Consider the following 26,993-nt stretch of genomic DNA (forward strand, 5'->3'; position numbering starts at 1 on the left):
AATAAAATGAATAGATATTACGATAAAGATGCAGACCTTTCAATTATTCAAGGAAAAAAAGTAGCTATTATTGGCTATGGATCTCAAGGGCATGCTCACGCAAACAATTTAAAGGATTCGGGAGTAGAAGTAGTTGTTGGTCTTAGAGAGGGATCATCTTCAGCGATTAAAGCTAAAGAAGCTGGTTTAGGTGTTATGTCTGTCGAAGAGGCTAGCGGATGGGCAGATGTCGTTATGGTCTTGGCACCAGACGAGTTCCAAGCAAGTATTTATTCCAAAGATATAGAGCCCAATTTAAAGCAAGGCGTAGCTTTGGCTTTTGCTCATGGTTTAAATATTCATTTTGACATGATTATTCCTAGAGAAGATCTAGATGTCATTATGATTGCTCCAAAAGCGCCTGGTCATACTGTTCGCTCAGAGTTTGTGAAGGGTGGCGGTATTCCAGATTTGATTGCAGTTAAGCAAGATGCTTCTGGTAATGCAAAAGAAATAGCGCTCTCTTACGCTTCAGCAATTGGTGGCGGAAGAACAGGCATCCTCGAAACAAGCTTTAGAGAAGAAACTGAAACTGATTTATTTGGAGAGCAAGTTGTTTTGTGTGGCGGAACTACTTCATTAGTTCAAGCTGGATTTGAAACACTAGTTGAGGCTGGATACGAGCCTGAAATGGCATATTTTGAGTGTTTACATGAGTTAAAGTTAATCGTAGACTTGCTTTATGAGGGCGGTATTGCAAATATGCGTTATTCAATATCTAATACTGCAGAATATGGCGATGTTACAAGAGGCCCTAGAATAGTTACTGAAGAAACAAAAGCCGAAATGAAGAAAATTTTAAGTGAAATTCAAAGTGGTGCTTTTGCTAAAGAATTTGTTAGTAATGTTGGTGACTTACCAGGTCGTCGTGATGTTCAGCGTAAACATCAAATTGAAACTGTTGGTGAAAGCTTACGTTCAATGATGCCTTGGATCGCCAAAAATAAATTAGTTGATCAGTCTAAAAACTAATACTCATTAATTATGTCAGCTTTTTAAAAAGTCATGACTGAAAAAATATCAAGCAAAAGAGGAATTTACCTATTACCAAGCGTTTTAACAACGTTTGGTATGTTTGCTGGATTCTATTCAATTATCTCTTCAATCAACGGTGAATTCACGATAGCCGCTATTTCAATCATGATTGCAATGATGTGGGATACACTTGATGGCCGTGTAGCTCGACTGACCAATACTCAGAGTGCATTTGGTGCTGAATATGACTCACTTGCAGATTTGGTGTCATTTGGTTTAGCCCCGGCTCTTTTGGTTTATGAGTGGTCGCTATATGAACTAGGAAGATTTGGTTGGCTCGCTGCCTTTGTGTATTTAGCGTGTGCAGCTTTAAGACTTGCTAGATTTAATACTCAAGTTGGTATAGCTGATAAAAGATTTTTTCAAGGACTGCCTTCACCTGCTGCTGCTGGCGTAATTGCTAGCATGATATGGCTTAAGATTTGGACATTTGCATCTTTTGATTCTGAGGTCATTTCTTTAGGGTATTACCTTGGTGCAGGTATTACAATCTTGTGCGGTATTTTGATGGTTAGTAACGTTCGATACTATAGTTTTAAAGAACTTGATTCTAAAAAAGCCTCATTCAGATTCCTTTTATTGATTGTTTTGAGTCTAATCATTTTGATGTATAAACCAAACATTATATTATTTACTGGGTTTTTTCTCTATTTGCTTTCTGGTCCTTTTATCACTATTACTGGACTCAATAAAAGGCGAATCGAGAAAAAACAAAGTAAACCATCTTAAGTTCCTCTATAATCTAGGCGTATGAATAAAGTATTTAATTTATTAACTTCTCTTTCACTGAGCAAGCTCTTTGCTTTGTTACGATTATTGCCGTAAGGCAATAACGCGCATAATAGACGAAGGTCTATCACTACAACTTAAGATAAAATTCGGAAAAATAAAAGGAGCAAGCAATGTCCGAAAAACTAATTATATTTGATACAACTTTAAGGGATGGAGAGCAATCACCTGGTGCATCAATGACCAAGGATGAAAAAGTTCGTATTGCCAAAAGTTTAGAAAAGATGAAGGTAGATGTTATTGAAGCTGGTTTTGCGATCGCTTCAAAAGGTGATTTTGAGGCTGTTCAGGCGGTTGCTAAAGCGGTAAAAGATTCAACTATATGTTCTCTAGCAAGAGCTCTTGATAAAGATATTGATCGAGCAGGCGAATCTATTAAAAATGCAAACTCGTCCCGAATTCATACCTTTATTGCGACATCAGATATTCATATGAAAATGAAGCTCGGGATGACGCCTGATGAGGTTGTAAGCCAAGCAGTTCGTTCAGTAAAAAGAGCTACTAAGTTTACTGATAATATTGAGTTTAGTCCTGAAGATGCTGGACGTTCAGATACGGATTTTCTTTGTAGAATTATAGAGGCTGCAATCAATGCAGGCGCTACTACTATTAATATTCCTGATACTGTTGGGTACAGTATTCCTTTCCAGTTTGGTAATACTATGAAAGAGCTGATAGAGCGAATTCCAAACTCTGATAAAGCCATCTTTTCGGCACACTGTCATAATGATTTAGGACTCGCAGTTTCAAACTCTCTGTCGGCTGTATTAAATGGTGCGAGACAAATAGAGTGCACGATTAATGGGCTAGGTGAAAGAGCAGGAAATACCTCCTTAGAAGAGGTTGTAATGGCTGTTCGAACAAGGCAGGATGTTTTTGGTTGCGATACTAATATCGATGCTACTGGGATTCTTGCTGCTTCTAGACTAGTATCATCAATTACAGGTTTTGTGGTTCAGCCCAATAAAGCGATTGTCGGAGCGAATGCGTTTGCTCATGAAGCAGGCATTCATCAAGATGGCGTTCTAAAGCACAGAGAGACTTATGAAATCATGAAGGCTGAAGATGTTGGATGGAATAATAACTCTCTAGTTTTGGGGAAGCATTCAGGACGAAATGCATTTAAATCAAGATTAAGCGAGTTAGGCGTTGAGTTTGAATCTGATGAAGCTCTCAATGATGCGTTTTCTAGATTTAAAACTTTGGCTGACAAGAAGCATGATATTTTCGATGAGGATCTTCAGGCACTTGTTTCAGAGGCTCAAACAGAGTTAACAGAAATTATTCGTTTAGTTTCACTAAAAGTTTCCGCTGAATCTGGAAAAGTAAATACTGCAAATGTAACACTTTCAATAAACGGTGATGAGCATAGTGCTTCAGCTTCAACCTCGGGAGCTGTTGACGCAACTTTTAATGCTGTCCTGTCTTTGGTTGATATAGATCCAAAACTTCAGCTGTATTCTGTTTCAAATGTGACTCAAGGAACAGATTCACTTGGAGAGGTTAATGTTCGTTTAGAGCATGAAGGAAAAGTCTTTAATGGTCAAGGCGTTGATACCGATATTATTACCTCTTCAGCAAAGGCTTATGTTCATGCACTGAATAAAGTGATGGCTAATGTAGAGCGCGCACATCCACAAATATAAAGATGCAGTCAAGAAATGATTATCTCGAGGCGCTTGGAATTCCAGACTTTTTGTACTCTAAAGTCAATCCTACTTCCAGTATTTCATCTCCACTATGCATCATGGTATTAGAGTTAAGTTCAAAGGACTCTTTTTGCGAAGCCGGTAATACTCGAGATTTGCTGGTTAAAATGTTGGCTTCGATTGGCCTCGATTTGAATAGTGTTCATCTGGCTTCGATTGAAAAAAGTAATCTTGACAGTTTTATTGCCAATAATCCTGCTCAGGTTGTCTTGGTTATGGATTCAACATTTAAGTCAGATAAGTCATCTCTTTTTTCGACATACCATCCAAGAGATGTTATTAAAGACTCACATCTTAAGCGTGAAACTTGGGAAATTTTAAAAAAGGTAAAACAATGTCTCAAGTAGATTACTCACTTAAATCTTACAAAAGACCAAAGCTTGAAACGCCAAATGGCGAGAAAAAACTTTTGCTGCATTCATGTTGTGCTCCTTGTGCTGGTGAAATCATGGAAGCGCTTGCGGCTTCTGATATTGATACGACGATTTATTTTTATAATCCGAATATCCATCCTAAGGATGAGTATGAGCTCAGAAAAGATGAAAATATTCGCTTTGCAGAAAAACTAGGCATGCCAATTATTGATGCAGATTATGATAGGGATGAGTGGTTTGAAAGAACCAAAGGTCAAGAAAATGAACCTGAGAGAGGAGAGAGGTGTTCTACTTGTTTTGATATGAGATTTCAAAAAACAGCTAAATTTGCATCTGAAAATGATTTTGATATTATTTCATCCACACTCGGTATTTCTCGATGGAAGGATATGAATCAAATCAATGAGTCCGGTGCAAAATCTTCAGCGCCTCATAAAATTCCATACTGGGATTTCAATTGGCGTAAACAAGGCGGCTCTTCCAGAATGCTTGAATTATCAAAAAAAGAAAACTTTTATCAGCAAGAGTACTGTGGGTGCGTCTATTCTTTAAGGGATACAAATAACTGGCGCATTGCCAAAGGGCGCAATAAGATTGAGCGAGGAGTTAAGTTCTATCAAGAGGCTAAGCTTAAGCTTTCTCAAATCGATTAGTTCTCGATCAAATATAATAATAATGATTTTTGAACGTGAAGGCGATTTTCAGCTTCACTCCAAACAACACTTTGATTCCCATCTATAACTTCAGAGCTAACCTCTTTTTCGCGATAGGCTGGTAGACAGTGCATAAAGATGGCATCCTTTTTAGCTTGATTCATCATATTTTGGTCTACTTGAAAGCCCGTAAAGGCTAATTCTCGTTGCTTTTTCTCAGATTCTTGGCCCATACTAGTCCAAACATCGGTAACGATTATGTCAGCATTTTCACAAGCCATCAGAGGATCACTGTAAAAGTTAATGTTCTTTTTGTAATTTTCAATGAACAATTCAGATGGCTCATATCCCTTGGGCGTTGCAATTGATAATTCAAAATCAAAGATTCCAGCCGCCTGCATATAGGTTTGACAGACATTGCAACCATCTCCAATCCAAGCAATCTTTTTATTTTTGATTGAACCATACATTTCTTGATAAGTCATTAAGTCAGCAAGTATTTGACAAGGATGCGATTCATCTGACAGAGCATTAATGACGGGTTTTGTAGAATGCTTAGAAAACTCAATAATATCTTCATGTGAAGACAGTCTGAGCATAACTGCATCAACCATCGAACTAATAACGATTGCACTATCTGTAATGGGCTCTCCCCTTCCTAGCTGAATATCTTTTTCAGATAAGAAAAGTGACTGGCCACCAAGCTGAGTCATTCCTGCCTCAAAAGAGACTCTAGTTCTTGTTGAGGATTTATCAAAAATCATAGCTAATGTTTTATTTTTTAGAGTGTCATTGATTTGACGAGCTTTATGCTCTTTTTTAAGCGATATTGCTTGGTCAATAATTCCCTGTAACTCTTTTAAGCTGAGATCGTCAAAGTTAATGAAATGTTTAATCATAATTATTTCCTAGGTGCTAATTAGCTTGATGAGTTTGCTAATTAATATATCAATTTCTTCTTTCGTAATTATCAAAGGTGGCAACATTCTTATAGTAGTTCCAGTCACATTAATAAGAAGGTTGTCTTTCAAAGCTTTTTTGACTAGTTGACTGCAATCAATAATATTGCTATCAAGACCAATTCCAATCATTAGTCCTTTGATACGAAGTTCTTTAACAGCAATATTATTTTTTATTTTGTTGTCAAATTCTGACCTAAAGTACTCGCTCATTTTATTGACGTTTTCAAGTACATTAGTGTTTTGAAATACATCAAGAACGCCAAGTGCTGCTGAGGTCACTAATGGATTTCCACCAAAAGTAGAGCCGTGGGTTCCTGGAGTGAGCATTTTTGAGGCTACTCCTTTTGCTAAACACGCACCAATGGGAACTCCATTGCCAAGACCTTTGGCCAGACATAGAATGTCTGGAGTAATTTGATTGTGCTCATGAGCAAAAAGTTTGCCAGTTCTCCCCATGCAAGATTGAACACCATCAAGAATTAACAACCATCCATTTTTATTGCATAACTCTTGAACTTTATTTAAGTAATCATTTTTTGGAATGATAATTCCAGCCTCTCCCTGAATTGGCTCAACCATTACAGCAACCACATTAGCATTACTTTGATAATCACTAATGGCCTCAATGTCATCATAATTAACATGAATAAATTCACTCATTAATGGTGCAAATCCGGCCTGAACTTTACTTTGTCCGGTTGCGGAAAGAGTCGCCATTGTTCGCCCATGAAAACCTTGATTAGCGGTTAGAATTACTGGTTTTTCAATGTCTTTACTTCTGGCAAAAAGCCTTACAATTTTTATTGCTGCTTCATTGGCTTCAGCGCCAGAGTTTGAAAAGAACACTTTGTCCATCTTGGCAAGAGTGCAGAGCTCCTTAGCAAGCTTTTCCTGATTTCCAATTCTATAAACATTCGAAGTATGGAGAAGTTGCTGCGATTGATCGATAAGATTTTTTGTTATAACTGGGTGACAATGACCCAGGTTCACAACTCCAATACCTGAAAGAGCATCTAGATACTGATCTCCTTTTGTGTCAGTTAACCAGCATCCTTCTCCTTTGACAAAGGTCACCTCGAGAGGAGAATAGTTAGACATTAAGTTGGACATAAATATTATATTATTAGTTAAACAAAAAAAGCCCCATAATGGGGCTTTTGAAACTAGGTCTTTTTTTGATTTAAGACAAATTAGCCGCCATTAATAAACAATACTGTAGACAAGATCTTCGAGAATTGAGTCGTCTGGTTTTGCAAGATATTGTTGGCATTCGGGTTTCATAAATCCAAAAAGAAATATTATAACCTAAATGTAGTAGGGATATTTTCTGTAATTGTTTAAATATAAAAGATAAAAAAGTTAAATAAGAGATGCATTTTATGACACAATATAAATGCAAGAAAAACAATTTTATTTCATTAATCTAAGGAGTAAAAATGCAATTAAACCTTTCTGGTCATCATCTCGATATTACATCTGCCATCCGGCAACACACAAGCGATAAGCTTTCCAAAATTAAACATCACTTTGACAATGTAATGAACGTCAATATGATTTTAGAAGTTCAAAAAGATATTCAGACTGCTGAAGCGACCATTCATGTCAGTGGTGCAGACTTATTTGCAAAAGCACAAAGTAATGACATGTATGTTTCTATAGATCAGCTAATCAATAAATTAGATTCTCAAATAATTAAACATAAAGAAAAACTACATAACCACAGAGCTTAGCTCATATAAATTATAATATGTTGTAATAGCTGCATACCAATTCTTGATTGTTATGCAGCTCAAAACAACTGGTAATAGATATGGCTGAGATTGAACTGACGAGTTTCGAAGTAAGTCTCCAAAATTTGATGATTGCGCTTGAAGCGTCTGACTATGATGAGGCCAAACAACAAATTAAAGATCTCCATCCTGGAGAAATTGCACTCTTACTAGAAGCAATACAGCCCAAAGATCGCTCGGTCCTGTGGCCAAGCATTGAAATTTCAATTCAAGGGGAAATTTTAAAAGAGGTTAGTGAGGATGTTCAGTCTCAACTTATTAGTGAGATGACCGTTGATTCACTTGTCAAAGCTACTGAAAAATTAGATACTGATGACTTGGCTGACATTGTTCCTAATATGCCTGAGTCTGCTGTTCATAGTCTTTTATTGACACTTGATTTTAAGCATCGTGAGCGTCTAAACAAGATTCTGAGTTATCCAGAAGATTCAGCCGGTGGTTTAATGAATACTGACTTTATAACTGTCAGACCAGATGTATCAATCAGGGCAGTAATCAGATACTTAAGATTGCTCAAAGAAATGCCTATTGATACGGATCAAGTTTTTGTAGTTGATCGAAATTTTAATTATCTTGGATCTTTATTAATAACCTCCTTATTAACTGAAGAACCTGAGCGAATGGTTGAGACATTAATCAACAATGATTTTTCCAAGCCAGTTAGTGCTGATACTGATGAAACAGAGGTTGCTCTCTTGTTTGAACAAAGGAATCTGATTTCTGCTCCAGTAATTGATGAAAACAATCAGCTGGTTGGAAGGATAACCATTGATGATGTTGTTGATGTCATCCGTGATCAGGCAGAGCACTCAGTCATGTCAATGGTGGGTTTGGATGAAGATGAGGATGTGTTTGCACCAATCATTCAAAGTTCAAAAAGAAGAAGCGTTTGGCTTGGAGTTAACCTAGTCACTGCTTTTATAGCTGTGTATTTTATTGGTCTTTTTGAAGCCACATTGCAACAGAAAATTGCTCTTGCAATTTTAATGCCGGTTGTTGCTAGCATGGGTGGTATTGCTGGAACTCAAACCTTAATCATAGTGACTCGAGGCATTGCAACCGGAAGGGTGACTGCTGCAAATATTAAGACTTTAATTAATAAAGAGGTTGCTGTAAGTGGATTAAATGGAATTATTTGGTCTATAGTAATTGGCTTAATTACTTATTATTGGTTTGCAGATTTACTTTTAAGTCTAATTATTGCGTTAGCAATCATAACGAATTTAGTTGTTGCGGCTTTTTCAGGGGCTTTTTTACCGCTACTTCTCTCAAAACTAAAAATTGATCCTGCACTAGCTGGTGGCGTTATTTTAACAACCATTACCGATGTTATTGGTTTTGTCGCTTTTTTAGGTCTCGCTGCTCTGTTTATCTAGAAAGTTACCAATACTAAATGAAGCTAATTTATACCCACGAAAATCGAATCATGGCGCTTAATATAAGAAATGTGCTTATCAATCATGGATTTGATGTCGCCCTTAATAATGAATTTGCTTCAAGTGCATCGGGAGGGTTAGCTCCCTTTGATACCTGGCCTGAAGTTTGGTTATTGAAAGATGATGATTTTCATAATGCTAAAAAAATCATTGAATCCATATCTTATAATTCTATACAAGCAGCCTGGGAGTGCAAGAAATGTCAGGAGGAGAATGATGAATCATTTGATTACTGTTGGAAGTGCCATGAAGAAAATGAATAATTTAATTGAAAAGTATAAAAAGTAATGGAATTAACAGTTTGGTTAGGTTTATTGGCTTCGGCACTTTTCATTAGTATTTCTCCAGGTCCTGGGGCTATATTTTCAATTAGCCAAGGTACACAAAACGGCTTTAAGAGAGCATTAATTGCTGTAGTTGGTTTACAGCTTGGTTTGATGAGCCAGATTGTTTTTTTGCTATTTGGCTTAGGAATTCTAATTGATCAGTTCCCTTCAGTTTTCATTGTGATAAAAATCATTGGTATGGCTTATTTGATCATTCTAGGACTTATGCAATGGCTTAAAAAAATAGAACAAATAGCAACTACAGAAAATCAATTAAAGGGCACATTTAGTCCTTTGAAAGCACTTTTACAAGGTTTCTTTGTTAACCTAACGAATATAAAAGGAACAGTTTTTTTTCTTGCTTTAATCCCTTTATTTATTGATCTTACAGCACTTAAGTTATCTACGTGTTTGATATTTATCTCAACGCTAATTATAATAGATTTGCTAGTAATGACTGGCTATGTAACCCTTGCTGAGCTATCTAAAACTTTACTATCAGATCCAAAAAAAATATTATGGCAAAATAGACTCACTGGTGCCACATTAATTCTTGTTGGATTAGTGATGGGTACTTCCTGATTAATATATTGATATGAGCATCTTTCATCTAGCATATACAGTAAGTGATCTTGATTCTGCAAGGCAGTTCTATGGGGAGCTTTTAGGATGTAAAGAGGGAAGAAGTTCAGACACTTGGGTTGACTTTAATTTCTTTGGGCACCAGCTTTCATTGCATGTTGGCGAGTCAATTTATAGAAGTAATACAAACTCAAAGGTGGATGATGTTTCTGTTCCAATGCCTCATTTTGGATGTGTATTGGATTGGAATAGTTTCCATGACTTGTCGACTAGGCTTCAATCCAAAGGGTTGACATTTATTATTAGTCCTTCAGTACGATTTAAAGGCTTAGCTGGAGAACAAGTGACTATGTTTTTCGAAGATTTTTCTGGCAATGCACTTGAATTTAAAGCTTACAAAAATCCTTCTGAGGTATTTTCTTAAATAATGATGAAAATGAATAATGTTTGATATTTTGAGTCAAGAGGTAATTATTGCTTTTATCGCTGCTTCAATAGTACTAAGCTTTGTGCCCGGTCCAGATAATATCTTTGTAATGACTCAGTCAGCATTAAGGGGACGGAGGGTAGGTTTTTTTACAACTCTTGGGCTATGTACTGGGCTAATGGGGCATACTCTCTTGGTAGCTGTTGGAGTAAGCGTTATTTTCCAAACCAGTGCTATTGCGTTTAATGGGTTAAAAATATTGGGTGCATGCTACCTTTTTTATTTAGGTTGGCTGTCTCTTAAAAATGACGAGCTAGTCCTTGGTGAAAGCAAAGAAAAAAGTACCAATCAATCCTATTATATTACAGGCATAATCATGAATCTGACCAATCCAAAGGTTGCTCTTTTCTTTCTGGTTTTTTTGCCGCAATTTGTTAATGTTAGTGGGGGCAGTGTTACTATTCAAATCCTAACACTTGGTCTTTTATTTATTTTAAGTGCGCTATGTGTTTTCTCATCAATTGCATTTCTTGGAAGTTTTCTTGAGAGTTTTCTTAAAAAATCAAAATCAGTTGGAAACAATATAAATAAGCTAGCCGCATTCGTTTATTTTGCTTTAGCAATTAACTTATTTTTTGTATCTTAATAATTATGAAATTAATATGAATATTGAATCCAAAATTTGCGACTATAAGGGCAATGAAAAAGATATCTGCAAAATAAGGTTTGAGGTCTTTGTTGATGAGCAGAATGTGCCAGAAGAGCTTGAAATTGATGGATTAGATGATGAAGCAAAGCATGTACTGGCTTATTCTGATGATGAGCCAATTGGAACTGGAAGGATATTAATTGATGGACACATTGGAAGGGTTGCTGTTCTAAAAAAGTATCGCGGACTTGGAATTGGTAAGTCCGTCATGCAAGAGCTTATTAAATGGGCTCAAAAAAACAATCTTGAAAAGCTTTGGTTATCATCTCAATGGCATGCGCATAGTTTTTATCTAGATCTTGGCTTTGTATGTGAGGGAGAGATATACGAAGAAGCAGGTATTGACCATATCAAAATGTTTAGAGTTCTCTAGAGGGGTTGAGATCAGACTTGTTTGGTCAAAAATTGACTTACGCCGTCTTTGCTTGCTTAAACTTCTTTTCTAGTTTCATTGCTAACATTGCTGATGGTATTGAAACAATCAAAAAGAACACTCCAACTAAGGTCATTGGTTCTAGATAGGTGTAATGACTATTACTATACTGATCGGCAGCTCTAAATAATTCAACTACTGTAATTGCTGCTAATAATGGTGTTTCCTTAAACATGGTAATGAGATAGTTTGCAAGAGGTGGAATCATTGGTGGTATGGCCTGAGGCAGGATAACATTTTTCCAGGTTTGAAGTGGGTTATAGTTAAGTGACTTTGCTGCCTCCCACTGGCCTTTAGGAACATTGTCAATACCAGCTCTAAAGACTTCTGAAGTATATGTACTAAAATGAATGCCTAATACAATGACACCACATGTGAAGGCTTCTAAGAATATTCCAAAGTCTGGTAGAACATAAAATACGACATAAAGCTGAACTAAGATTGGCGTTCTTCTAACAAACTCAGTAATCCAGTAGATTGAAATACGTGTAAGCTTACTTTTTGACATTTTGACAATAGCTATCCCTAGTCCCAATACATAAGCAAGAAGTGAAGCAACAATAGTAGCTTGAATAGTTACTAATAAACCATCTGTTAGTTGCGGCAGAACAGCGAATGCATGATCCCAATTCCACTCCATAATTATTTGTCTCCTGCGGTCATAATATTTCTACCTTTAGAAAACTTTTTAGCAATCAGATCTACTATCTGAACCAAAACCGTAGCAATAATAAAATAAATAACAAGTATGAGTAAAAATGGCTCTAATGTTAATGCAGTCTGAACCCTGATTATTTGAGCCATAAATGTAAGATCTGAAATAGTAATCAGTGAGGCAACCGCTGTTAATTTTAAAAGCTCAATAAGTAAATTTCCAAATGTAGGAATCATGATTGGGATTGCTTGAGGAATAATAACGTATCGATATTTTTTTAAGCTTGAATAGTTTAAGGCTTTGCATGCTTCATGTTGCTCCTTACTAACTGCAAGAATTGCTCCTCGAACAACCTCTGAACCATATGCGCCGACGTTAAGGCCGCAGGCTACTACACCAGCAGTCAAGGCATCAAAATATATGCCCCACATTGGTAATACGAAATATATAAAAAACATTTGAACGAGAGCAGAACTGCCTCGGAAAAATTCTAAATAAATGATTGCAATTACTCTAACTGCAGCAAATGAAGAAATCCTTGCAAGTCCAACAATAAAAGAAACAATTAGAGCTAATATAGCTCCTAATACAGTTAACTGGACTGTTGTAATCGTTCCTTTAATAAGAATTGGGTAGAACTCTAAGACTTCATTCATAAAAAAAATTTTTAAAAAAAACCTGCCCTGTAAAAATTACAGGGCAGATTAGGTTGTAAAGTAAATTCTAATTAGACCTACCCCGAGTATCTTACAGGGAAGATTAAATTATAAAAACAATTTACATTCCATCAGGACATTGTGTCAAGTAGGATTTACTAGCAGTTGCTTCTGCAGAGAAACCATAAGGCTCAATTATAGCTGCAAATTCACCAGTAGCTTTCAACATAGCCAAAGCCATATTGTATTCAGATCTAAACTCTAAATCATCCTTGTTAAATGCTGCACCAGCACAACCCATTGGAACACCAGTAACTGGCATTATTAATTCAAGGTTTGGATCATTAGTCTTGTTAAGAAGATCTGCTGTACCTAAACCAGATAGAGCAAATACATCAACTCTACCTTGTTGAAGCATTTTTATACCACTTGGAGGTGCATCAAAATAAATAATTTGATCAGCACTTACACCTCGCTCTAAAGCATATTTCTCTTCAGCACAACCAGCACAAGTAGTCATTTTTAATGCAGGATTAGCTGCAATGTCTTCATAAGTTAGTAGGTTGTTTGGATTACCAACTGGAACCGCAAACGCCTCTGCACCACAAAGATCAGGCTCAGAATAAATAATAGACTCACATCTACCAGGCTTAATATAAAGACCAGAAGTTGCCATATCAACTCTTCTTGCTTGAAGCGCTGGAATCATAGCACCGTACATAATAACTTCAGCTTTAAGTTCTGGAACACCCAGGACTGCAAGCACAGCGCGTGCAACATCTGGTGCAGCTCCAGTCACATATCCATCAGATTTGATATCACTATAGGGAGGTTCATTGGCAACAGCAACTGTTGCATAACCTTGTTTCTTAAGTTTTTTTAATGTATCTGATTCTGCAGATGAAGTCTGCGTGAAACCTAATACAAGAAAAAAACAGGTAAATAACGTAATAATTTTTTTCACTACTTTCTCCTTTTTTATTAATTGGGAAATGAAGTTTAACATTAACACAAAGATTAGAATTATTTTAATAAGATATTTTTTGCATAATTAACGCATAATTTAAGATTATTTAAATAAATTATGTGATAATTGATATATATGAAAATTTTAGACAGTTTTGATCGAAAAATTCTAAAAATTGTTCAGAGTAACAATAGAGTTACCTCTGAGAAATTAGCAAAAGATGTAGGGCTTTCATCCTCAGCATGCCAAAGAAGATTAAATTCAATGCGTAAGGATGGAGTCATCAAAAAAGATGTTTCAGTTCTTGATAGAAATAAACTAAATAGAAAAATAACTATAGTGGTTCAGATTCTGAGTGATTTTGAAAGCACTGAGCATGATAATAAGTTTAAAAAAGCAATGCAAAAAGCTCCAGAAGTTATGCAGTGTTATTATGTAACGGGTGATTATGACTACGTTTTGACTGCTACCTTTGAGGAAATGGGTGACTATGAGGAGTTTACAAAAAAGTATTTCTTGGAAGACCCCAATATAAAGCGATTTAACTCAATGGTTGTTATGAACCAAGTGAAAGAAAATTCGACTATTCCAATTAATTAACGTTGTTAATAAACTTCTTTAAAAATTCTTTAGTTCGCCTCTCTTTAGGATCTGAAAACATATTTTCAGGAGCACCAGACTCTACAATCTGACCACCATCAAAAAACAATACCCTGTCAGCAAACTCCCTAGCAAAATTCATTTCATGAGTTACAGTCAGCATTGTGGTGTCAGAATCGGATGCTAATTTGCGCAGAACGGTTAATACTTCATCAACAAGTTCCGGATCTAGGGCCGATGTAACTTCATCAAACAACATAATTTTTGGATCCATAGCAAGCGCTCTTGCAATTGCTACTCGCTGTTGTTGTCCACCTGATAATTGGTGAGGATAATGATTAATCTTATCACCCAGGCCAACCAAATTAAAAAGTTCTTCTGCTTTTTCTTTTGCCTCAGCTTCAGATTTCTTTTTTATTAAAGTTTGTGGCTGCTTCACATTTTCTATTGCAGTTAAATGAGGAAACAGATTGAATTGTTGGAAGACCATACCAATATGATCTCGCATCTTATGTAAATGATTTTCAGAAGCAGGAATAATTTTTCCATCACTTTTTTCATGCCACAAATATTCGTCATTAACTGAAACAAAACCATCATCGATAGTTTCTAGCGTCATTAGAATTCTTAAAATTGTTGTTTTTCCTGAACCACTAGGCCCAATTAAGGCTAATTTTTCTCCATCTTTAACTTCCATATTTAAATTGTTTAAAACTTGTAAATCACCAAAAGACTTTGAAACATTTTCAAACTTTATAATATTTTCCATAGAATGTATTTAATTAATATTTGAATTAAGTTATTTAAAATTTTTCTGGACTTTTAAATATGTTGACGTCCATAATTTCTTCTTTGTTTGCTTTTTTTAATTCAACCAAAGTTGTGTGACATGTAGGACCTTGACCTAAAGATGAAGTTCCTATGTCCTTAGTCAGTACATTGGGATTTCCATGTCTCTCAATGTTTAAATCATAATCTGGATCAAACCATGCACCAGTTGATAAAACTACAACTCCAGGCATCACATTGTCAGAAATCTTTGCTCCAGCCAAAACTTTGCCACGAGCATTATATAACAGAACAATATCACCATTTTCAATATCTCTGTTTAATGCATCATTAGAGTTAATCAAAACAGGCTCCCTTCCATTTATTTTGCTATTTTGGCTATCCAAGCCATTATCAAGCTGACTATGAAGCCTATGCTTTGGTTGACTTGAAATGAGGTGTAATGAGTAGTTTTTAATGTTACCTAGCCATTCATAGGGTTCAAACCAGTGGGGATGAGATAAACAATCTTTTAACTGAAAACTTTCAATAGTCTTAGATGATATTTCGATCTTTCCTGATGGCGTCTTTAATGGAAATTTATTTGGATCTTTTCTAAAATCAGACAGCATAATATTTTCAATTTTTGGAGCAGGTAGCTCATAGAAACCTTTTTCCCAAAATTCTTCAAAACTCGGTAAAGTTAAATTTTTTTCTTTAATAGCCTCTGAACTTTTTTCCCATATATATTGTATCCAGTCCATTTCACTTTTATTTTCAGTAAATGAATCTAAAAAGCCAAGTTTTTTCGCTAGTCCAGAGAATATTTCAAAATCAGTTTTTGAATCTTTAAAGCTTTGCATGGCGCACTTATTGGCAACAATTGTTGGATCCCTTGGATTGAGCATTAAATCATTGCGCTCTAGGGCGGTATTAGCTGGAAAAATAATATCAGCATGGCGAGCTTGCGGGTTCCACCAAATTTCATTAACAATAATTGTATTAGGCTTTTGCCAAGCCTTGACAAGTCTATTAAGATCCTGATGATGATGAAAAGGATTTCCACCTGCCCAATAAATTAATTTTATGTCAGGATATTTTAATTTCTGACCATCATAATCAAACTCTTCTCCTGGGCTTTCTAGCATGTCAGTTATTCTTGCAACTGGAATAAAATCTTTTACCTTGTTTGTTCCTTGAGGTAAGCTTTTCCATGGCATCCTTTGAAATGAATCGCCTGTACTATTTACGCTTGAATATCCAAACCCAAAGCCACCACTTGCAGTTCCTATTTGCCCTAACATAGCTGCAAGAGTAATTCCCATCCACAATGGCTGTTCTCCTCTTGAAGCTCTTTGAAGGCTCCAAGATATAGAAATCATTGTTTTTTTTGTAATTATTAGGTCGGCTAATTCATAGATTGTTTTAACTGGAATACTAGTAATACTTGAAGCCCACTCAGGACTGCATTCTTGGCTATCTTTTTTACCTAATACGTAATCTGCAAAACTATCAAACCCTACAGTGTAATCCCTAATAAAGTCCTTATTGTAAGAGTCATTTTTGATCAAAATGAAAGCAAGAGATAACATTAAAGCGGTATCTGTATTGGGTCTAATTTGAACTTGCTTAGCATTTAAAAAATCAGGAGAGTCAGCTATCAGAGGGCTAATATTTACAAATTCAACCCCATTATCAAAGCACTTTTTTATACCTAACTCAGTGGTGTGTTTTCCAACTCCACCAGCTGAAACTTTAGAATTTTTTAAGGGCATTCCACCAAACATTAATACTAACTCACAGTCTGAAGATAAAGCATTCCAAGTAGTGTGATCCTCTAATGTTGAATAAAGATCCGCACCAATTATATGGGGTAGAAGAGTTTGGGCTGCGGCATAAGAGTAGCTTTGAAAAGAAGAACTAAAGCCTCCAAATAAATTAAAGAAGCGATTAACTTGACTTTTAGCGTGATGAAATCTGCCAGCACTTGCCCATCCATAAGAGCCAGCAAAAATAGCTGAATTGCTATACGTATTTTTTGTTTTTAAAAGTTCCTCAGATGCAAGTTCAAATGCTTTATCCCAGCTTATAGGGATAAAGTCATCTTTACCTCTTTTACCATCACTTTTGCCTTTATTTTCCAACCATCCTTTTCTTACAAACGGTTGAGTAATTCTTAGACTGTCATTAGCAGCATCAGCTAAGCCCAAGCCGAATTTAGTGGGGGAGGAGTCTAGATTCCAATTCGCTAACTTTATTTTTTTATTAGCATCTTCTGAAAATCTATAAGTTCCCCAGTGAGTACTGACAAAGCTAGACATTAATTTAACCTATTGCATATCCGAATATTTAATACTTAAGCTCCAATGTTAACCATTACATGCCTAATACTTGTATAGTCTTCAAGTGAGTAGATGGATAAATCATTACCATAGCCTGAAGATTTAACACCACCATGAGGCATTTCTGAGGCTAACATGAAATGGGTATTGACCCATGTACAACCATATTGCAGTCTAGAAGCAGCAGCCATACCTTTAGTAATATTTTTAGTCCAAACTGATGAGGCTAGGCCATATTGGGAGTCATTTGCCCAGCCAATAGCTTCTTCAACATTAGAAAATGGGGTGACTGAAACTACAGGGCCAAAAACTTCTTTTTGTACAATCTCATCATTATAGTTTGCTCCTGCTACGACAGTTGGTGAGTAAAAATTTCCTGGTCCTTCTTTAGAGTGACCACCAGTGGTAATTTCAATATTGTTAGAGGATTTTGCTTTCTCAATAAAATTAGAAACTCTTTCACGATGTTCTGCAGTAATTAAAGGTGGGATATCATTCTTGCTGTCATCATCGTTACCAAAACCAATCGTTTTGACGGCTGAGGTTAATTCAGAAACAACTTTTTCGTATATTTTTTTATCAACAAACATCCTGCAAGCAGCCGTACAGTCCTGACCAGCATTGTAATATCCAAAGTCTCTTACTCCTTCTATTAATAAATCAATATCAGCATCATCAAATACTATTACTGGAGCCTTTCCTCCTAATTCGAGATGAGTTTTTTTAATGCTGTGGCTTGCTGCCTCTAAAACTTTTTTACCAGTACTAACATCACCAGTTAGTGAAATCATCTGAACATCAGGATTATTTATTAGAGCTGAGCCAACTGTTTCCCCAATACCATAAATAACATTTACAACACCTTTTGGAAAAATTTCAGCTAGTATATCTACTATAAATAAAGTAGTTAGAGGTGTTTGCTCTGAGGGCTTTAGGACAATTGTATTTCCTGTTGCTAATGCTGGAGCTAATTTCCAAGCAGCCATCATTAAAGGATAGTTCCATGGAGCAATTGAACCAATAACACCAATAGGATCTCTACGAATCATACTTGTAAATCCTTCAAGATATTCTCCAGCAGCTGAACCCTGCATTGTTCTGCAAGCTGCTGCATTAAATCTAAAAACATCTGCAACACCTGGGATTTCATCATTGAGAACAAGGTGATATGGTTTTCCACAGTTCAAGGATTCTATTCTTGCTATTTCTTCAGCTTTCTGTTCAATCAAATCCGCAACTTTAAGCAGCATAGCTGACCTGTCCCCAGGAGTTGTTCGAGACCATGAGGTAAAAGCTGTCTTTGCTGATTGAACGGCAAGTTCAACTTGTTCATTAGATGATTGGGGTACTTCGACTATAATCTCAGAATTAAATGGATTAATTATTTTTTCACTTGGGCCATCGCCTAAAACGATTTCATTGTTAATTAATTGATGTATTTTCATAATTTCTCCTAATAAATTATTTATTTTGTTGATCCTTCAGATTCGGATGTTTTGCTCGCAACGTAGCTTGCAAAAACTATAGGTATAAAAGTTATAAACATCATAAAAACTGCTACTACATTAGTTATTGGCCTTTGTCTTGGCCTTATCAATTCTGAAAACATCCATATCGGTAATGTTGTTTGTTGTCCAGCAGTAAAAGTTGTTACTATAACCTCATCAAAAGAGAGTGCAAAAGCCAACATTCCACCAGCAAGTATCGCTGTACCCATATTTGGTAGAATAACATAAAAAAAAGTTTGAAGGTTGTTTGCTCCAAGATCCATTGATGCTTGAATCAGATTTGGCGAGGTTCTTCTTAGTCTTGCAACTACATTGTTATATACAACAACCATACAAAAAGTAGCATGACCAATGATAATAGTCCAGGTGCTGAATGGGATTCCCATTACCCCAAATGTACTTCGAAGCGAGATTCCTGTTATTATTCCAGGGAGCGCTATAGGCAAAATAATTAAAATAGTTATTGAATTTTTACCAAAGAAAGATTTCTTGTAAAGTGCTCCAGCTGCTAAGGTACCGAGAATTATTGCAAAAAAGGTGGATATAATTGCTATTCGCATTGATAAAGCTACTGCACTCCAAATGTCCTGCCTATTTAAAACTATTTCAAACCACTTGAGAGTATATCCAGGAGGGGGAAATTGATAGGATTTATCCTCTGTAGTAAACGCGTATAGAATTATTAGTAATAACGGTATATGTAGAAACAGCAGCCCTGCAATTGCACCAAATCTTAATCCTAAGCCTGCTTGATTAAGTTTATTAATAGAATCTTTTCTAAAGAGCATTGAATGCTCCCAATTTTTTTGCAAAATATATGTAAATCACCATAACTATTATTGGAACTAATGAAAAAGCTGCTGCTAAAGGTATATTTCCAGCAGTTCCTTGATGGGTGTATACGGCTTGACCAATAAAAAATTTTGAAGTTCCAATGATATATGGAATGATGTAATCTCCCAGAGTCAGGGAAAAGGTAAAAATTGAACCGGCTATAATTCCAGGAAGGGCTAAAGGCAAAATTACTGTATAGAAAGTTTGTTTTTTGTTGGCTCCTAAATCATGAGAGGCATCAATCAAAGAATTTGGAACTCTTTCTAGAGATGCTTGAATTGGTAGAATCATAAATGGTAGCCATATGTATGTAAAGACCAAAAACATTCCAATATATGAAATTGACAATGATGGGCCTCCAATTAAAGGTGCAGAGAGAATAGAGTCAAGAAGCCATTCAAGATTAAGTTTTTCAAAAAACCAATTTATTATTCCTTCTTTAGCTAGAATAAGCTTCCAAGAATAAACTCTAACAAGATAGCTTGACCAAAGTGGAAGCATAATTGCTATAAAAAGGAATATTTTTACTTTTGGCGATGTAAATTTTGCCATATAGTAAGCAATAGGAAACCCAATTATTGCTGAGCCAATGGTTACACAGGTTGCTAATCCAACTGTTCTTATAAGAATATCTATATTGGCAGGTGAGCTAAAAAGTTCGATAAGAGTTTTAAAGCTAAACTCATAAACTATTTGACCAGTGAATCCATCTAGATGAAAAAAAGAATGACCTAGAAAGATTAATAATGAACCAAGATAGACAATTCCTAACCAAAGTAAGGGAACTATAAGAAAGGATAAAAAAATAAAATTTTTGTTCCTAAATGCAAAATTAGAGAAAGAGTCAAGAAGCTTATTCATTTAAAGAAGTAATATCAGATTTTTTCCAGGCAATTATGTGTTTTGAATTAACATCATATTTCTGATTAATGTTTCCTTCTAGTGACTTAAAAGCGCTTACTTTAGATTTTGCATCAATAGAATAAGTTATCCTAAGATGAGACCCTTGAAACTGACAGTCAGCAACAATTCCACTCGTCACAAAATATTCATCTTTATTTAGTCGAGCAAGCTCCTTTTCTGTTTCAAAAATAAGTATATTTTCAGGCCTTATGGAAAAAGCTTTCTCGAGACCAAAGAGCTTTAAAGCTGATTCTTTCTTAAATATTGATGTAGTTCCAATAAAGTCTGCTACAAATGAATTTATTGGTTTACTATAAATATTTGCAGGAGTATCAATTTGTTCAATCTTCCCTTCATTAAAAACTGCAATCCTATCACTCATACTAAGAGCTTCTTGTTGATCATGTGTAACATAAATAAAAGTTATCTTAAATTGTCGTTGAAGGTTCTTTAGCTCAATCTGCATTTTTTCTCTAAGTTTGAGATCTAATGCTCCTAATGGTTCGTCTAATAGTAAGATTTTGGGTTTATTAATCAAAGCTCTTGCTAAGGCTACTCTTTGTCTTTGTCCACCTGAAAGTTCACTTGGTTTTCTTAAACCGTAACCATTAAGGTTAACAACCTCAAGAATCTCATCGATAGCCTTTTCAACAGCTTCTCCTTTTAACTTTTTAACTTTGAGACTATAACCAACATTTTGACGCACATTCATATGAGGGAATAGAGCATAATCTTGAAATACCGTATTCACCTGTCTTTTGAATGGGGGTATGTTTGTGACAATTTGATCAAATATTGAAACTTCACCCTGATCTGGAGATTCAAATCCTGCGATTACTTTTAGACATGTGGTTTTTCCAGACCCTGATGGTCCCAATAAAGAGAAGAATTCTCCATCTTCTATTGTTAGATTAATATTAATGAGGGCCTTAATGAGGCCATATGACTTGTTTATATCACTTAATTTTAGAGCGTTTAACATAGATTATTAAATAAAGGGGAGCATTACCCCCCCTTTATTTATTATTGAATTGTTAGATTTTTATCTTCCGCCGAGTACAGCTATGTAATCAGTAACCCATCTGTAGTATGGTACACAACTCTCCTGAGTTTTGCACGAAGCAACAGGAGTTTTCCAAAACATAATTTTATCAAAATTGTCTATACCATTTATCTTGCATCCTTCAGGTCCAAGTAGGTCAGAACCAACACATTTTGCAGGCACCACTGGAACTGCTCCAAACCATGCCGCTAGATCACTCTGAAGATTAGAACTCAACTGATGCTCCATCCATAGGTAGGCACAATTAAGGTTTTTAGCTTCAGCATGAACCATTGTTGTATCTGCCCAACCTGTCGCACCCTCTTTAGGAATTACGCTGGCAATTGGAAGATTTGGCTTTAAAAGGTTAACCTGGAATGGCCAAGAACCTGATGCAACAAAGCCTTCATTAGTAAAGTCATCCATTTGCATGAAAGCATCATGCCAATACCTACCAACTAACTCTCTTTGTTGTCGTAACAAGTTAAGTGAGGCTTGATATTGATCTTCAGTTAACTCATAAGGATCTTTAATGCCAAGTTCTGGATTATGGTACATAAGGTACATTGCAGCATCTGCAATATGAATTGGTCCATCAAATGCCTGAACTCTATTTTTATTACTCTTACCATCTGCAAGCATTTGCTCTTCCCAGACAACATTCCAGCTATCTGGAACTTTATCTCCAAAAGCATCGGTGTTGTACATTAATACATTTGAACCCCAAGCATACGGCGTTCCATAATGTTTACCATCAACGGTATGCCAAACTGCATCTTGAAGCCTCTTGTCTATTGTATTCCAGCTTGGAATAAGGTCTGTATTAATCTCTTGCACTGTTTCACCTGCAATCATTCTAAGACTAGCATCTCCAGAAGCTGTAACAATATCAAATCCACCTTGATTCATTAGAGCAACCATTTCATCTGAAGTTCCTGCAGTCTTAACTTTAACATTACAACCTGTAGATTTTTCATAAGAGGTAACCCAGTCAAAAGCTTCCATTGTCTCGCCTCTTTCAATATAACCAGCCCATGCAACAATATTAAGTTCCCCTTCAGGTGAGCCTAGTTCAGTTATAGGTGCTGCAATAATTGAGCTTGATCCAAGTGCTACTAAGGCACCCATCATTAAGTTAGATATTTTCATAATTTCTCCCTTTATTTTGTAATTACTATTGTAAAAACTTAGCTACCCCTAAATCCAATATACACGAATAAAAAGAATAAGACAATGAACTTTTTTATAACAAAGTTCATTTAGGATTCAATTTGAAACCTAAGATTTTTTTTTAGAAATAAATTTAAAATGCTACTTCTTACTAGCCCAATTGCAAAGTTCAGTGAGGACTGGAATTCCCAATTTTCCAAACGCAGTCAAGGAGTATTCAACTTTAGGCGGAATAACTTCATAAACTTTTCGTTTTATAAGATTATCTTTTGCCATTTCTTTGAGTTGTTTAGAGAGCATTTGTTGAGTAATATCTCCAACAGCTCTCTGAAGTTCTCCAAAACGCATTTTTTTTTGAGACAATTGCCAAAGAATACAAAGTTTCCACTTCCCTCCAATAAGCTTTATAGCCGCAGTTGTAGGGGATTCATTTCCTTTAATTTTTTGCATAACAGTATGAAAGTAGTTAGTAGTATTAATTAAGTTTGTACTTGATAAATTATAATATACCACTAAAATACATCCTTTTCAAATTAATAATCTATTTAGAGGTGTAAATATATGAAGTCATTAATGATTACAAAGTATGGAGATATTAGTTCTAGTTTAGAGCAGCAAGAAGTGACAAGGCCAATAATTGAAGCAAATCAAATCTTAATCAAAACATATTCATCAAGTTTCAATCCATATGATTACAAAGTTGTCAAAGGTGATTTTAAAGCCATGGGTAAAATCTCCTTCCCTATAGGAATTGGAAGAGATGTAAGTGGTATTGTTGAAGAAGTTGGCAAGAGCGTAAAAAAGTTTAAGGTTGGAGACAAGGTCTACTCAAGACCAAATGAGAGCTTTGTCGGAACTATGGCTGAATATGTGGTAACTAATGATGAAGATACAGCGCTGATGCCCTCAAATCTAAACTTTGATGAGTCTGCAAGCATCCCTCTTGTTGGGCTTACTTCCTACCAGGCGCTTGTAGATATAGCAAAACTCTCAAAGGGAGAAAGTATATTGATTCACGCTGGGTCTGGAGGTATTGGTACGTTTGCTATTCAGCTTGCAAAACATCTTGGAGCGAAAGTAACTACAACCACAAGTACTAAAAATATTTCATTTGTTAAAAGCTTAGGGGCTGATAAAGTTATTGATTACACTTCGCAAAACTATCTTGATGAAGGCGCTGTATTTGATGTGGTCTATGACACGCTGGGCAGTAATTACACTCTTGACTCATTTAAAGTCCTTAAGAGTGGCGGCAGAGTAGTATCTATTGCAGGAACTATTGATAGTATTACTGCTGAACAATTTGGCTTAAACAAGTTTATTAGAATGATCTTATCTTTTCAAGCAAGAAAAGTTACTAAAGCTGCAGCAAAGATGAATGCTATGTATAGATTTCTATTTATGTCTCCTAATGGCGATCAGCTTGAGAAGCTGGCAAAGCTATATGAATCAGGCACAATCAAGCCTTTGATAGATAAAGTTTTTAATTTTGATGAAAGCATACAGGCCCTTGAGTATTTAGCCAAAGGGCGCGCAAAAGGCAAAGTTATTGTGAAAATAAGAGAAGATATTTAAATCTAATTGAAGGGAATCGAGGTCACTTTTGCTGACCTTGTTCCCCAAGGTGTTTCAACCATCACCTCTGAGTCGATCTCATTATGACTATTGTTAATTGTTGCCATCGCCATATTAATTTTTAATCGCGGTGAATAGGCCGCACTTGAAACTTTACCACAAACTTGATTATCACTCATGACCTTCCATGGGCTGGCACAACCGCCAACAAATGGATCGCCATCAACAATGAGCCCAACAAGTTTTTTGGTTGGCCCTTCAGAGCGTATCTTATGAAGAGCCTCTCTGCTCAAGTATTCAGCCTCTTTGTCCAGTTGACAGAAATTCCCCAATGGAAGCTCTAACGGGTTACTGTTGATATCCATGTCATTTCCCCATGAAAACAGTCCTGACTCAACTCTTTCAATATTATTAGGCGTTCCAGGCTTAATGTCATATTTCTTTCCAGCGTTAGCAATAATGTCCCATAGCTCTTCACCTTTTGAGCCATCACGAAGATAGAGCTCAAAGCCTCCTTGTTTGCTCCAACCCGACTTTTGAACAATAAGAGGGATTCCCTCTAGCTCACACTCTTTAAAAAAGAAGTACTTAACATCCATAACCCAGTCACCAAATAAGTCAATCATTAAAGGTAAATGGTTAGGGCCCTGAATTGCAAGCGGAGAGACATCTGGCTCACAAATATTAACGTCCCATCCAAGTCCACAGGCAAGCCCTCGAGTCCAAAGGAGTACGTCGCTATCTGCAATCGATAGCCAAAAATGACTCTCGCCTAATCTCAAAATGATAGGATCATTAATGATTCCTCCATCTTCATCAGTAATTAGCGCGTATTTCCCTTGCCCAATCTGTAACTTTGAAAGGTCTCTTGAGGTAATATATTCGACAAATTTGAAGGCATCACTTCCAGTAATTTCTACTTGACGTTCTGCTGCCACATCCCACATAGTGACATTATTCATCAAATTCCAGTAATCTGCCTCAGCGCCTTCATATGAGGTAGGCATAATCATGTGATTGTATATGGTAAAAGTTTTAGCACCTGCTCTTAAAGTAGCCTCATAATAAGGCGATTTTCTCAAGCGATCTGATAGTGTAAAGTTGACATGTCCTTCCATTGGTGCTCCAAGTCTACGAGATAAAGTTTACTATTGTATTACAAGGGTAAAAAAAGTGTATTTTATACCTATTGTTTTAGAATTTCCAACTATAAATTCTCTGCTGAAATATCACAAGATTCAAGCCATTTTTTAAATTTCTCTTGTATATCAATGAGCGCAGTATGATCTTTTGCTTCAAAGCGTAAAACTAAACAAGGTGTTGTATTTGAAGGTCTAACGAGCCCCCAGCAATCCTCATAATCCACTCTAACACCATCGATGGTATTAATATTTGCACCTGGAAAATCTATATGACTTGATAAAGAATCCATTGCTTCAAACTGTTGACCATGTTTGTCAAAGTTAATATTAATTTCTGGAGTACTTAAGTTAACTGGGAACTCATCAAATAATTCAGAGCATGACTTATTACTTTTAGAGACAATTTCCAAGAGTCTTGCTGCAGTATACAATGCATCATCAAATCCATACCAACGTTCCTTAAAGAAAATATGGCCTGACATTTCTCCTGCAAGTGCAGCATTCGTCTCTTTTAATTTTTTCTTAATAAAGCTATGGCCAGTTCTAGACATGATAGGCTCTCCACCATTGTCTGAAATTACTTTAGGCAAAAGTGAAGTACATTTAACATCAAAGATAATTTTTGCACCTTTGTTACGCGAAAGAACGTCTTTAGCATAGAGCATCATTTGCTGATCAGCCCAGATAATTTTACCTTTATTGTCGATCAGTCCTAGCCTATCACCATCTCCATCAAAGGCAAGGCCAAGATCAGATTTAGTCTCAATAACCTCTTGAATTAAATCTTCTAAATTTTTTGGCTTTGAGGGATCAGGGTGATGATTTGGAAATCTTCCATCAACCAAACAAAAAAGTTTTGAAAGTTTTACTCCGAGGGCTTCAAATAATTGAGGTGCTATATTGCCAGCAACACCATTCCCACAATCAATGACAATATTAAGTTCTTTTTCAAGATTAATGTCTGACTTGATTGTGTTTATATAGTCTTGATCGATATTGATAGAGGTTGAAGTGCCTGATCCAGTTTTAAAATCATTTTCTAAAATTCTTGTATAAAGTGACTGTATCTTTTCAGCTGATAGAGTCTCTCCAGCAATCATAATTTTTAATCCGTTGTATTCTGCTGGATTGTGCGATCCAGTAATCATTACACCCGATGTAGCAGCTTTCGTGTGAGTCGCAAAATAGACGACTGGAGAGGGGACCATTCCAATATTAACAACGTGACATCCACTTTCAATGAGTCCAGAAATAAGAGCTTCAGAAAGTTCGGGGCCCGTTAATCTCCCATCTCTTCCAACGACAACTCCTCTTTCACCTTTCTCAATTGACTCACTTCCAACAGCTCTTCCAATTAATTTAACAATTTCAGGTGTTAATTCTGTTTCTACAATTCCTCTAATATCATAGGCTTTAAAGATTGAACTTGGGATTTTCATGTAATAATTTATTTATTAAGAAGAGAAATATTTTACAGAATAAAAAGTTCAAAAATACAACACGACCTGATTGGTTTTTTTAACTTTTTTAAGGGATAATAGCAATCCTAATTTTTATCAAAAATGAG

The 26,993-nt window shown here is 35.9% G+C and carries 29 protein-coding genes; 14 read left to right on the plus strand and 15 right to left on the minus strand.

From position 1 onward, the window contains the following. The first annotated feature begins 6 nt into the window (after positions 1–6). The 5 genes from ilvC (at position 7) to W908_RS03570 (ending at position 4,599) form a co-directional block, all read left to right on the plus strand. A complete protein-coding gene (gene ilvC, locus W908_RS03550) occupies positions 7–1,011 on the plus strand; it encodes a ketol-acid reductoisomerase (protein WP_053819959.1) in 1,005 nt (334 codons plus the stop codon). 33 nt (positions 1,012–1,044) lie between these two features. Continuing rightward, positions 1,045–1,803: a CDP-diacylglycerol--serine O-phosphatidyltransferase gene (gene pssA, locus W908_RS03555; RefSeq protein WP_053819960.1), complete on the plus strand. Its 759-nt coding sequence runs from the start codon at positions 1,045–1,047 to the stop codon at positions 1,801–1,803. 173 nt (positions 1,804–1,976) lie between these two features. Continuing rightward, positions 1,977–3,509 carry a 2-isopropylmalate synthase gene (locus W908_RS03560; RefSeq protein ID WP_053819961.1) on the plus strand — a complete coding sequence of 511 codons (1,533 nt, stop codon included), beginning with the start codon at positions 1,977–1,979 and terminating at the stop codon, positions 3,507–3,509. A 2-nt stretch (positions 3,510–3,511) separates the two neighbouring features. Then, entirely contained in the window at positions 3,512–3,919 is a 408-nt protein-coding gene (locus W908_RS03565) for a uracil-DNA glycosylase family protein (RefSeq protein ID WP_053819962.1), read from the plus strand. Beyond that, positions 3,907–4,599 carry an epoxyqueuosine reductase QueH gene (locus W908_RS03570; protein ID WP_020025321.1) on the plus strand — a complete coding sequence of 231 codons (693 nt, stop codon included), beginning with the start codon at positions 3,907–3,909 and terminating at the stop codon, positions 4,597–4,599. Before W908_RS03565 ends, W908_RS03570 begins: the two co-directional genes overlap by 13 nt. Here W908_RS03570 and argF read toward each other — a convergent pair. Continuing rightward, positions 4,596–5,498 carry an ornithine carbamoyltransferase gene (argF, locus tag W908_RS03575; RefSeq protein WP_053819963.1) on the minus strand — a complete coding sequence of 301 codons (903 nt, stop codon included), beginning with the start codon at positions 5,496–5,498 and terminating at the stop codon, positions 4,596–4,598. The two genes, W908_RS03570 and argF, sit on opposite strands and share 4 nt — an antisense overlap. A gap of 9 nt (positions 5,499–5,507) precedes the next feature. Further along, the gene (locus W908_RS03580; protein ID WP_020027689.1) at positions 5,508–6,671 is read right to left on the minus strand and encodes an aspartate aminotransferase family protein; all 1,164 of its coding nucleotides are present in this window, start codon (positions 6,669–6,671) and stop codon (positions 5,508–5,510) included. 326 nt (positions 6,672–6,997) lie between these two features. On the opposite strand from W908_RS03580, the gene hpf reads away from it, so the two are divergent. The 7 genes from hpf (at position 6,998) to W908_RS03615 (ending at position 11,204) form a co-directional block, all read left to right on the plus strand. After that, positions 6,998–7,291, plus strand: a complete 294-nt coding sequence (gene hpf / locus W908_RS03585) for a ribosome hibernation-promoting factor, HPF/YfiA family (RefSeq protein WP_020024694.1) — start codon at positions 6,998–7,000, stop codon at positions 7,289–7,291. An 80-nt stretch (positions 7,292–7,371) separates the two neighbouring features. Continuing rightward, positions 7,372–8,727 (plus strand): magnesium transporter, encoded by a 1,356-nt coding sequence (gene mgtE, locus W908_RS03590; RefSeq protein ID WP_053819964.1) that lies wholly within the window; start codon positions 7,372–7,374, stop codon positions 8,725–8,727. 17 nt (positions 8,728–8,744) lie between these two features. After that, positions 8,745–9,050: a putative signal transducing protein gene (locus W908_RS03595; protein WP_082345007.1), complete on the plus strand. Its 306-nt coding sequence runs from the start codon at positions 8,745–8,747 to the stop codon at positions 9,048–9,050. Positions 9,051–9,074: 24 nt separating this feature from the next. Further along, on the plus strand, positions 9,075–9,695 hold the full coding sequence (locus tag W908_RS03600) for a LysE family translocator (RefSeq protein ID WP_053819966.1): 621 nt from the start codon (positions 9,075–9,077) through the stop codon (positions 9,693–9,695). 13 nt (positions 9,696–9,708) lie between these two features. Continuing rightward, entirely contained in the window at positions 9,709–10,119 is a 411-nt protein-coding gene (locus W908_RS03605) for a VOC family protein (protein ID WP_053819967.1), read from the plus strand. Between the two features lie 19 nt (positions 10,120–10,138). After that, a complete protein-coding gene (locus W908_RS03610; protein WP_053819968.1) occupies positions 10,139–10,768 on the plus strand; it encodes a LysE family translocator in 630 nt (209 codons plus the stop codon). Positions 10,769–10,784: 16 nt separating this feature from the next. Beyond that, on the plus strand, positions 10,785–11,204 hold the full coding sequence (locus tag W908_RS03615; RefSeq protein ID WP_026364821.1) for a GNAT family N-acetyltransferase: 420 nt from the start codon (positions 10,785–10,787) through the stop codon (positions 11,202–11,204). Between the two features lie 37 nt (positions 11,205–11,241). On the opposite strand, the gene ehuD is transcribed toward W908_RS03615, so the two are convergent. From ehuD to ehuB, 3 genes are all read right to left on the minus strand, one after another. Next, positions 11,242–11,904, minus strand: a complete 663-nt coding sequence (ehuD, locus tag W908_RS03620; protein WP_053819969.1) for an ectoine/hydroxyectoine ABC transporter permease subunit EhuD — start codon at positions 11,902–11,904, stop codon at positions 11,242–11,244. A gap of 2 nt (positions 11,905–11,906) precedes the next feature. Then, complete coding sequence (ehuC, locus tag W908_RS03625; protein ID WP_020025330.1) at positions 11,907–12,575, minus strand: ectoine/hydroxyectoine ABC transporter permease subunit EhuC; 669 nt, start codon at positions 12,573–12,575, stop codon at positions 11,907–11,909. 121 nt (positions 12,576–12,696) lie between these two features. After that, positions 12,697–13,539: an ectoine/hydroxyectoine ABC transporter substrate-binding protein EhuB gene (gene ehuB, locus W908_RS03630; RefSeq protein ID WP_020027682.1), complete on the minus strand. Its 843-nt coding sequence runs from the start codon at positions 13,537–13,539 to the stop codon at positions 12,697–12,699. 138 nt (positions 13,540–13,677) lie between these two features. Here ehuB and W908_RS03635 point away from each other — a divergent pair, with 138 nt between their 5' ends. Then, the gene (locus W908_RS03635) at positions 13,678–14,142 is read left to right on the plus strand and encodes an Lrp/AsnC family transcriptional regulator (protein ID WP_053819970.1); all 465 of its coding nucleotides are present in this window, start codon (positions 13,678–13,680) and stop codon (positions 14,140–14,142) included. Here W908_RS03635 and ehuA read toward each other — a convergent pair. The 8 genes from ehuA to W908_RS03675 all read right to left on the minus strand — a co-directional run bounded on the left by ehuA (position 14,135) and on the right by W908_RS03675 (position 23,159). After that, positions 14,135–14,911, minus strand: coding sequence for an ectoine/hydroxyectoine ABC transporter ATP-binding protein EhuA (gene ehuA / locus W908_RS03640; protein ID WP_053819971.1), 777 nt, complete (start codon positions 14,909–14,911; stop codon positions 14,135–14,137). The two genes, W908_RS03635 and ehuA, sit on opposite strands and share 8 nt — an antisense overlap. A 34-nt stretch (positions 14,912–14,945) precedes the next feature. Beyond that, the gene (locus W908_RS03645; protein WP_053819972.1) at positions 14,946–17,231 is read right to left on the minus strand and encodes a molybdopterin-dependent oxidoreductase; all 2,286 of its coding nucleotides are present in this window, start codon (positions 17,229–17,231) and stop codon (positions 14,946–14,948) included. Between the two features lie 35 nt (positions 17,232–17,266). Continuing rightward, the gene (locus W908_RS03650; protein WP_053819973.1) at positions 17,267–18,697 is read right to left on the minus strand and encodes a gamma-aminobutyraldehyde dehydrogenase; all 1,431 of its coding nucleotides are present in this window, start codon (positions 18,695–18,697) and stop codon (positions 17,267–17,269) included. A 20-nt stretch (positions 18,698–18,717) separates the two neighbouring features. Next, the gene (locus tag W908_RS03655) at positions 18,718–19,548 is read right to left on the minus strand and encodes an ABC transporter permease (protein WP_053819974.1); all 831 of its coding nucleotides are present in this window, start codon (positions 19,546–19,548) and stop codon (positions 18,718–18,720) included. Continuing rightward, a complete protein-coding gene (locus tag W908_RS03660) occupies positions 19,538–20,455 on the minus strand; it encodes an ABC transporter permease (RefSeq protein ID WP_053819975.1) in 918 nt (305 codons plus the stop codon). The genes W908_RS03655 and W908_RS03660 overlap by 11 nt, the downstream gene beginning before the upstream one ends. Further along, the gene (locus W908_RS03665) at positions 20,448–21,479 is read right to left on the minus strand and encodes an ABC transporter ATP-binding protein (RefSeq protein WP_053819976.1); all 1,032 of its coding nucleotides are present in this window, start codon (positions 21,477–21,479) and stop codon (positions 20,448–20,450) included. The genes W908_RS03660 and W908_RS03665 overlap by 8 nt, the downstream gene beginning before the upstream one ends. Positions 21,480–21,539: 60 nt before the next feature. Then, complete coding sequence (locus tag W908_RS03670) at positions 21,540–22,688, minus strand: ABC transporter substrate-binding protein (protein ID WP_053819977.1); 1,149 nt, start codon at positions 22,686–22,688, stop codon at positions 21,540–21,542. Positions 22,689–22,850: 162 nt separating this feature from the next. Beyond that, positions 22,851–23,159: a winged helix-turn-helix transcriptional regulator gene (locus tag W908_RS03675; RefSeq protein WP_053819978.1), complete on the minus strand. Its 309-nt coding sequence runs from the start codon at positions 23,157–23,159 to the stop codon at positions 22,851–22,853. A gap of 111 nt (positions 23,160–23,270) precedes the next feature. Between W908_RS03675 and W908_RS03680 the strand changes: the two genes are divergently transcribed. After that, positions 23,271–24,284, plus strand: a complete 1,014-nt coding sequence (locus tag W908_RS03680; protein ID WP_053819979.1) for an NADP-dependent oxidoreductase — start codon at positions 23,271–23,273, stop codon at positions 24,282–24,284. A gap of 2 nt (positions 24,285–24,286) precedes the next feature. Here W908_RS03680 and W908_RS03685 read toward each other — a convergent pair whose 3' ends face one another. After that, positions 24,287–25,402, minus strand: coding sequence for a dimethylsulfoniopropionate demethylase (locus W908_RS03685; RefSeq protein ID WP_053819980.1), 1,116 nt, complete (start codon positions 25,400–25,402; stop codon positions 24,287–24,289). Between the two features lie 89 nt (positions 25,403–25,491). Continuing rightward, positions 25,492–26,865 carry a phosphomannomutase/phosphoglucomutase gene (locus W908_RS03690; protein WP_053819981.1) on the minus strand — a complete coding sequence of 458 codons (1,374 nt, stop codon included), beginning with the start codon at positions 26,863–26,865 and terminating at the stop codon, positions 25,492–25,494. Positions 26,866–26,993 lie beyond the last annotated feature (128 nt).

Source organism: Candidatus Pseudothioglobus singularis PS1 (genome assembly GCF_001281385.1).
GTDB classification, from domain to species: Bacteria; Pseudomonadota; Gammaproteobacteria; order PS1; family Pseudothioglobaceae; genus Pseudothioglobus; species Pseudothioglobus singularis.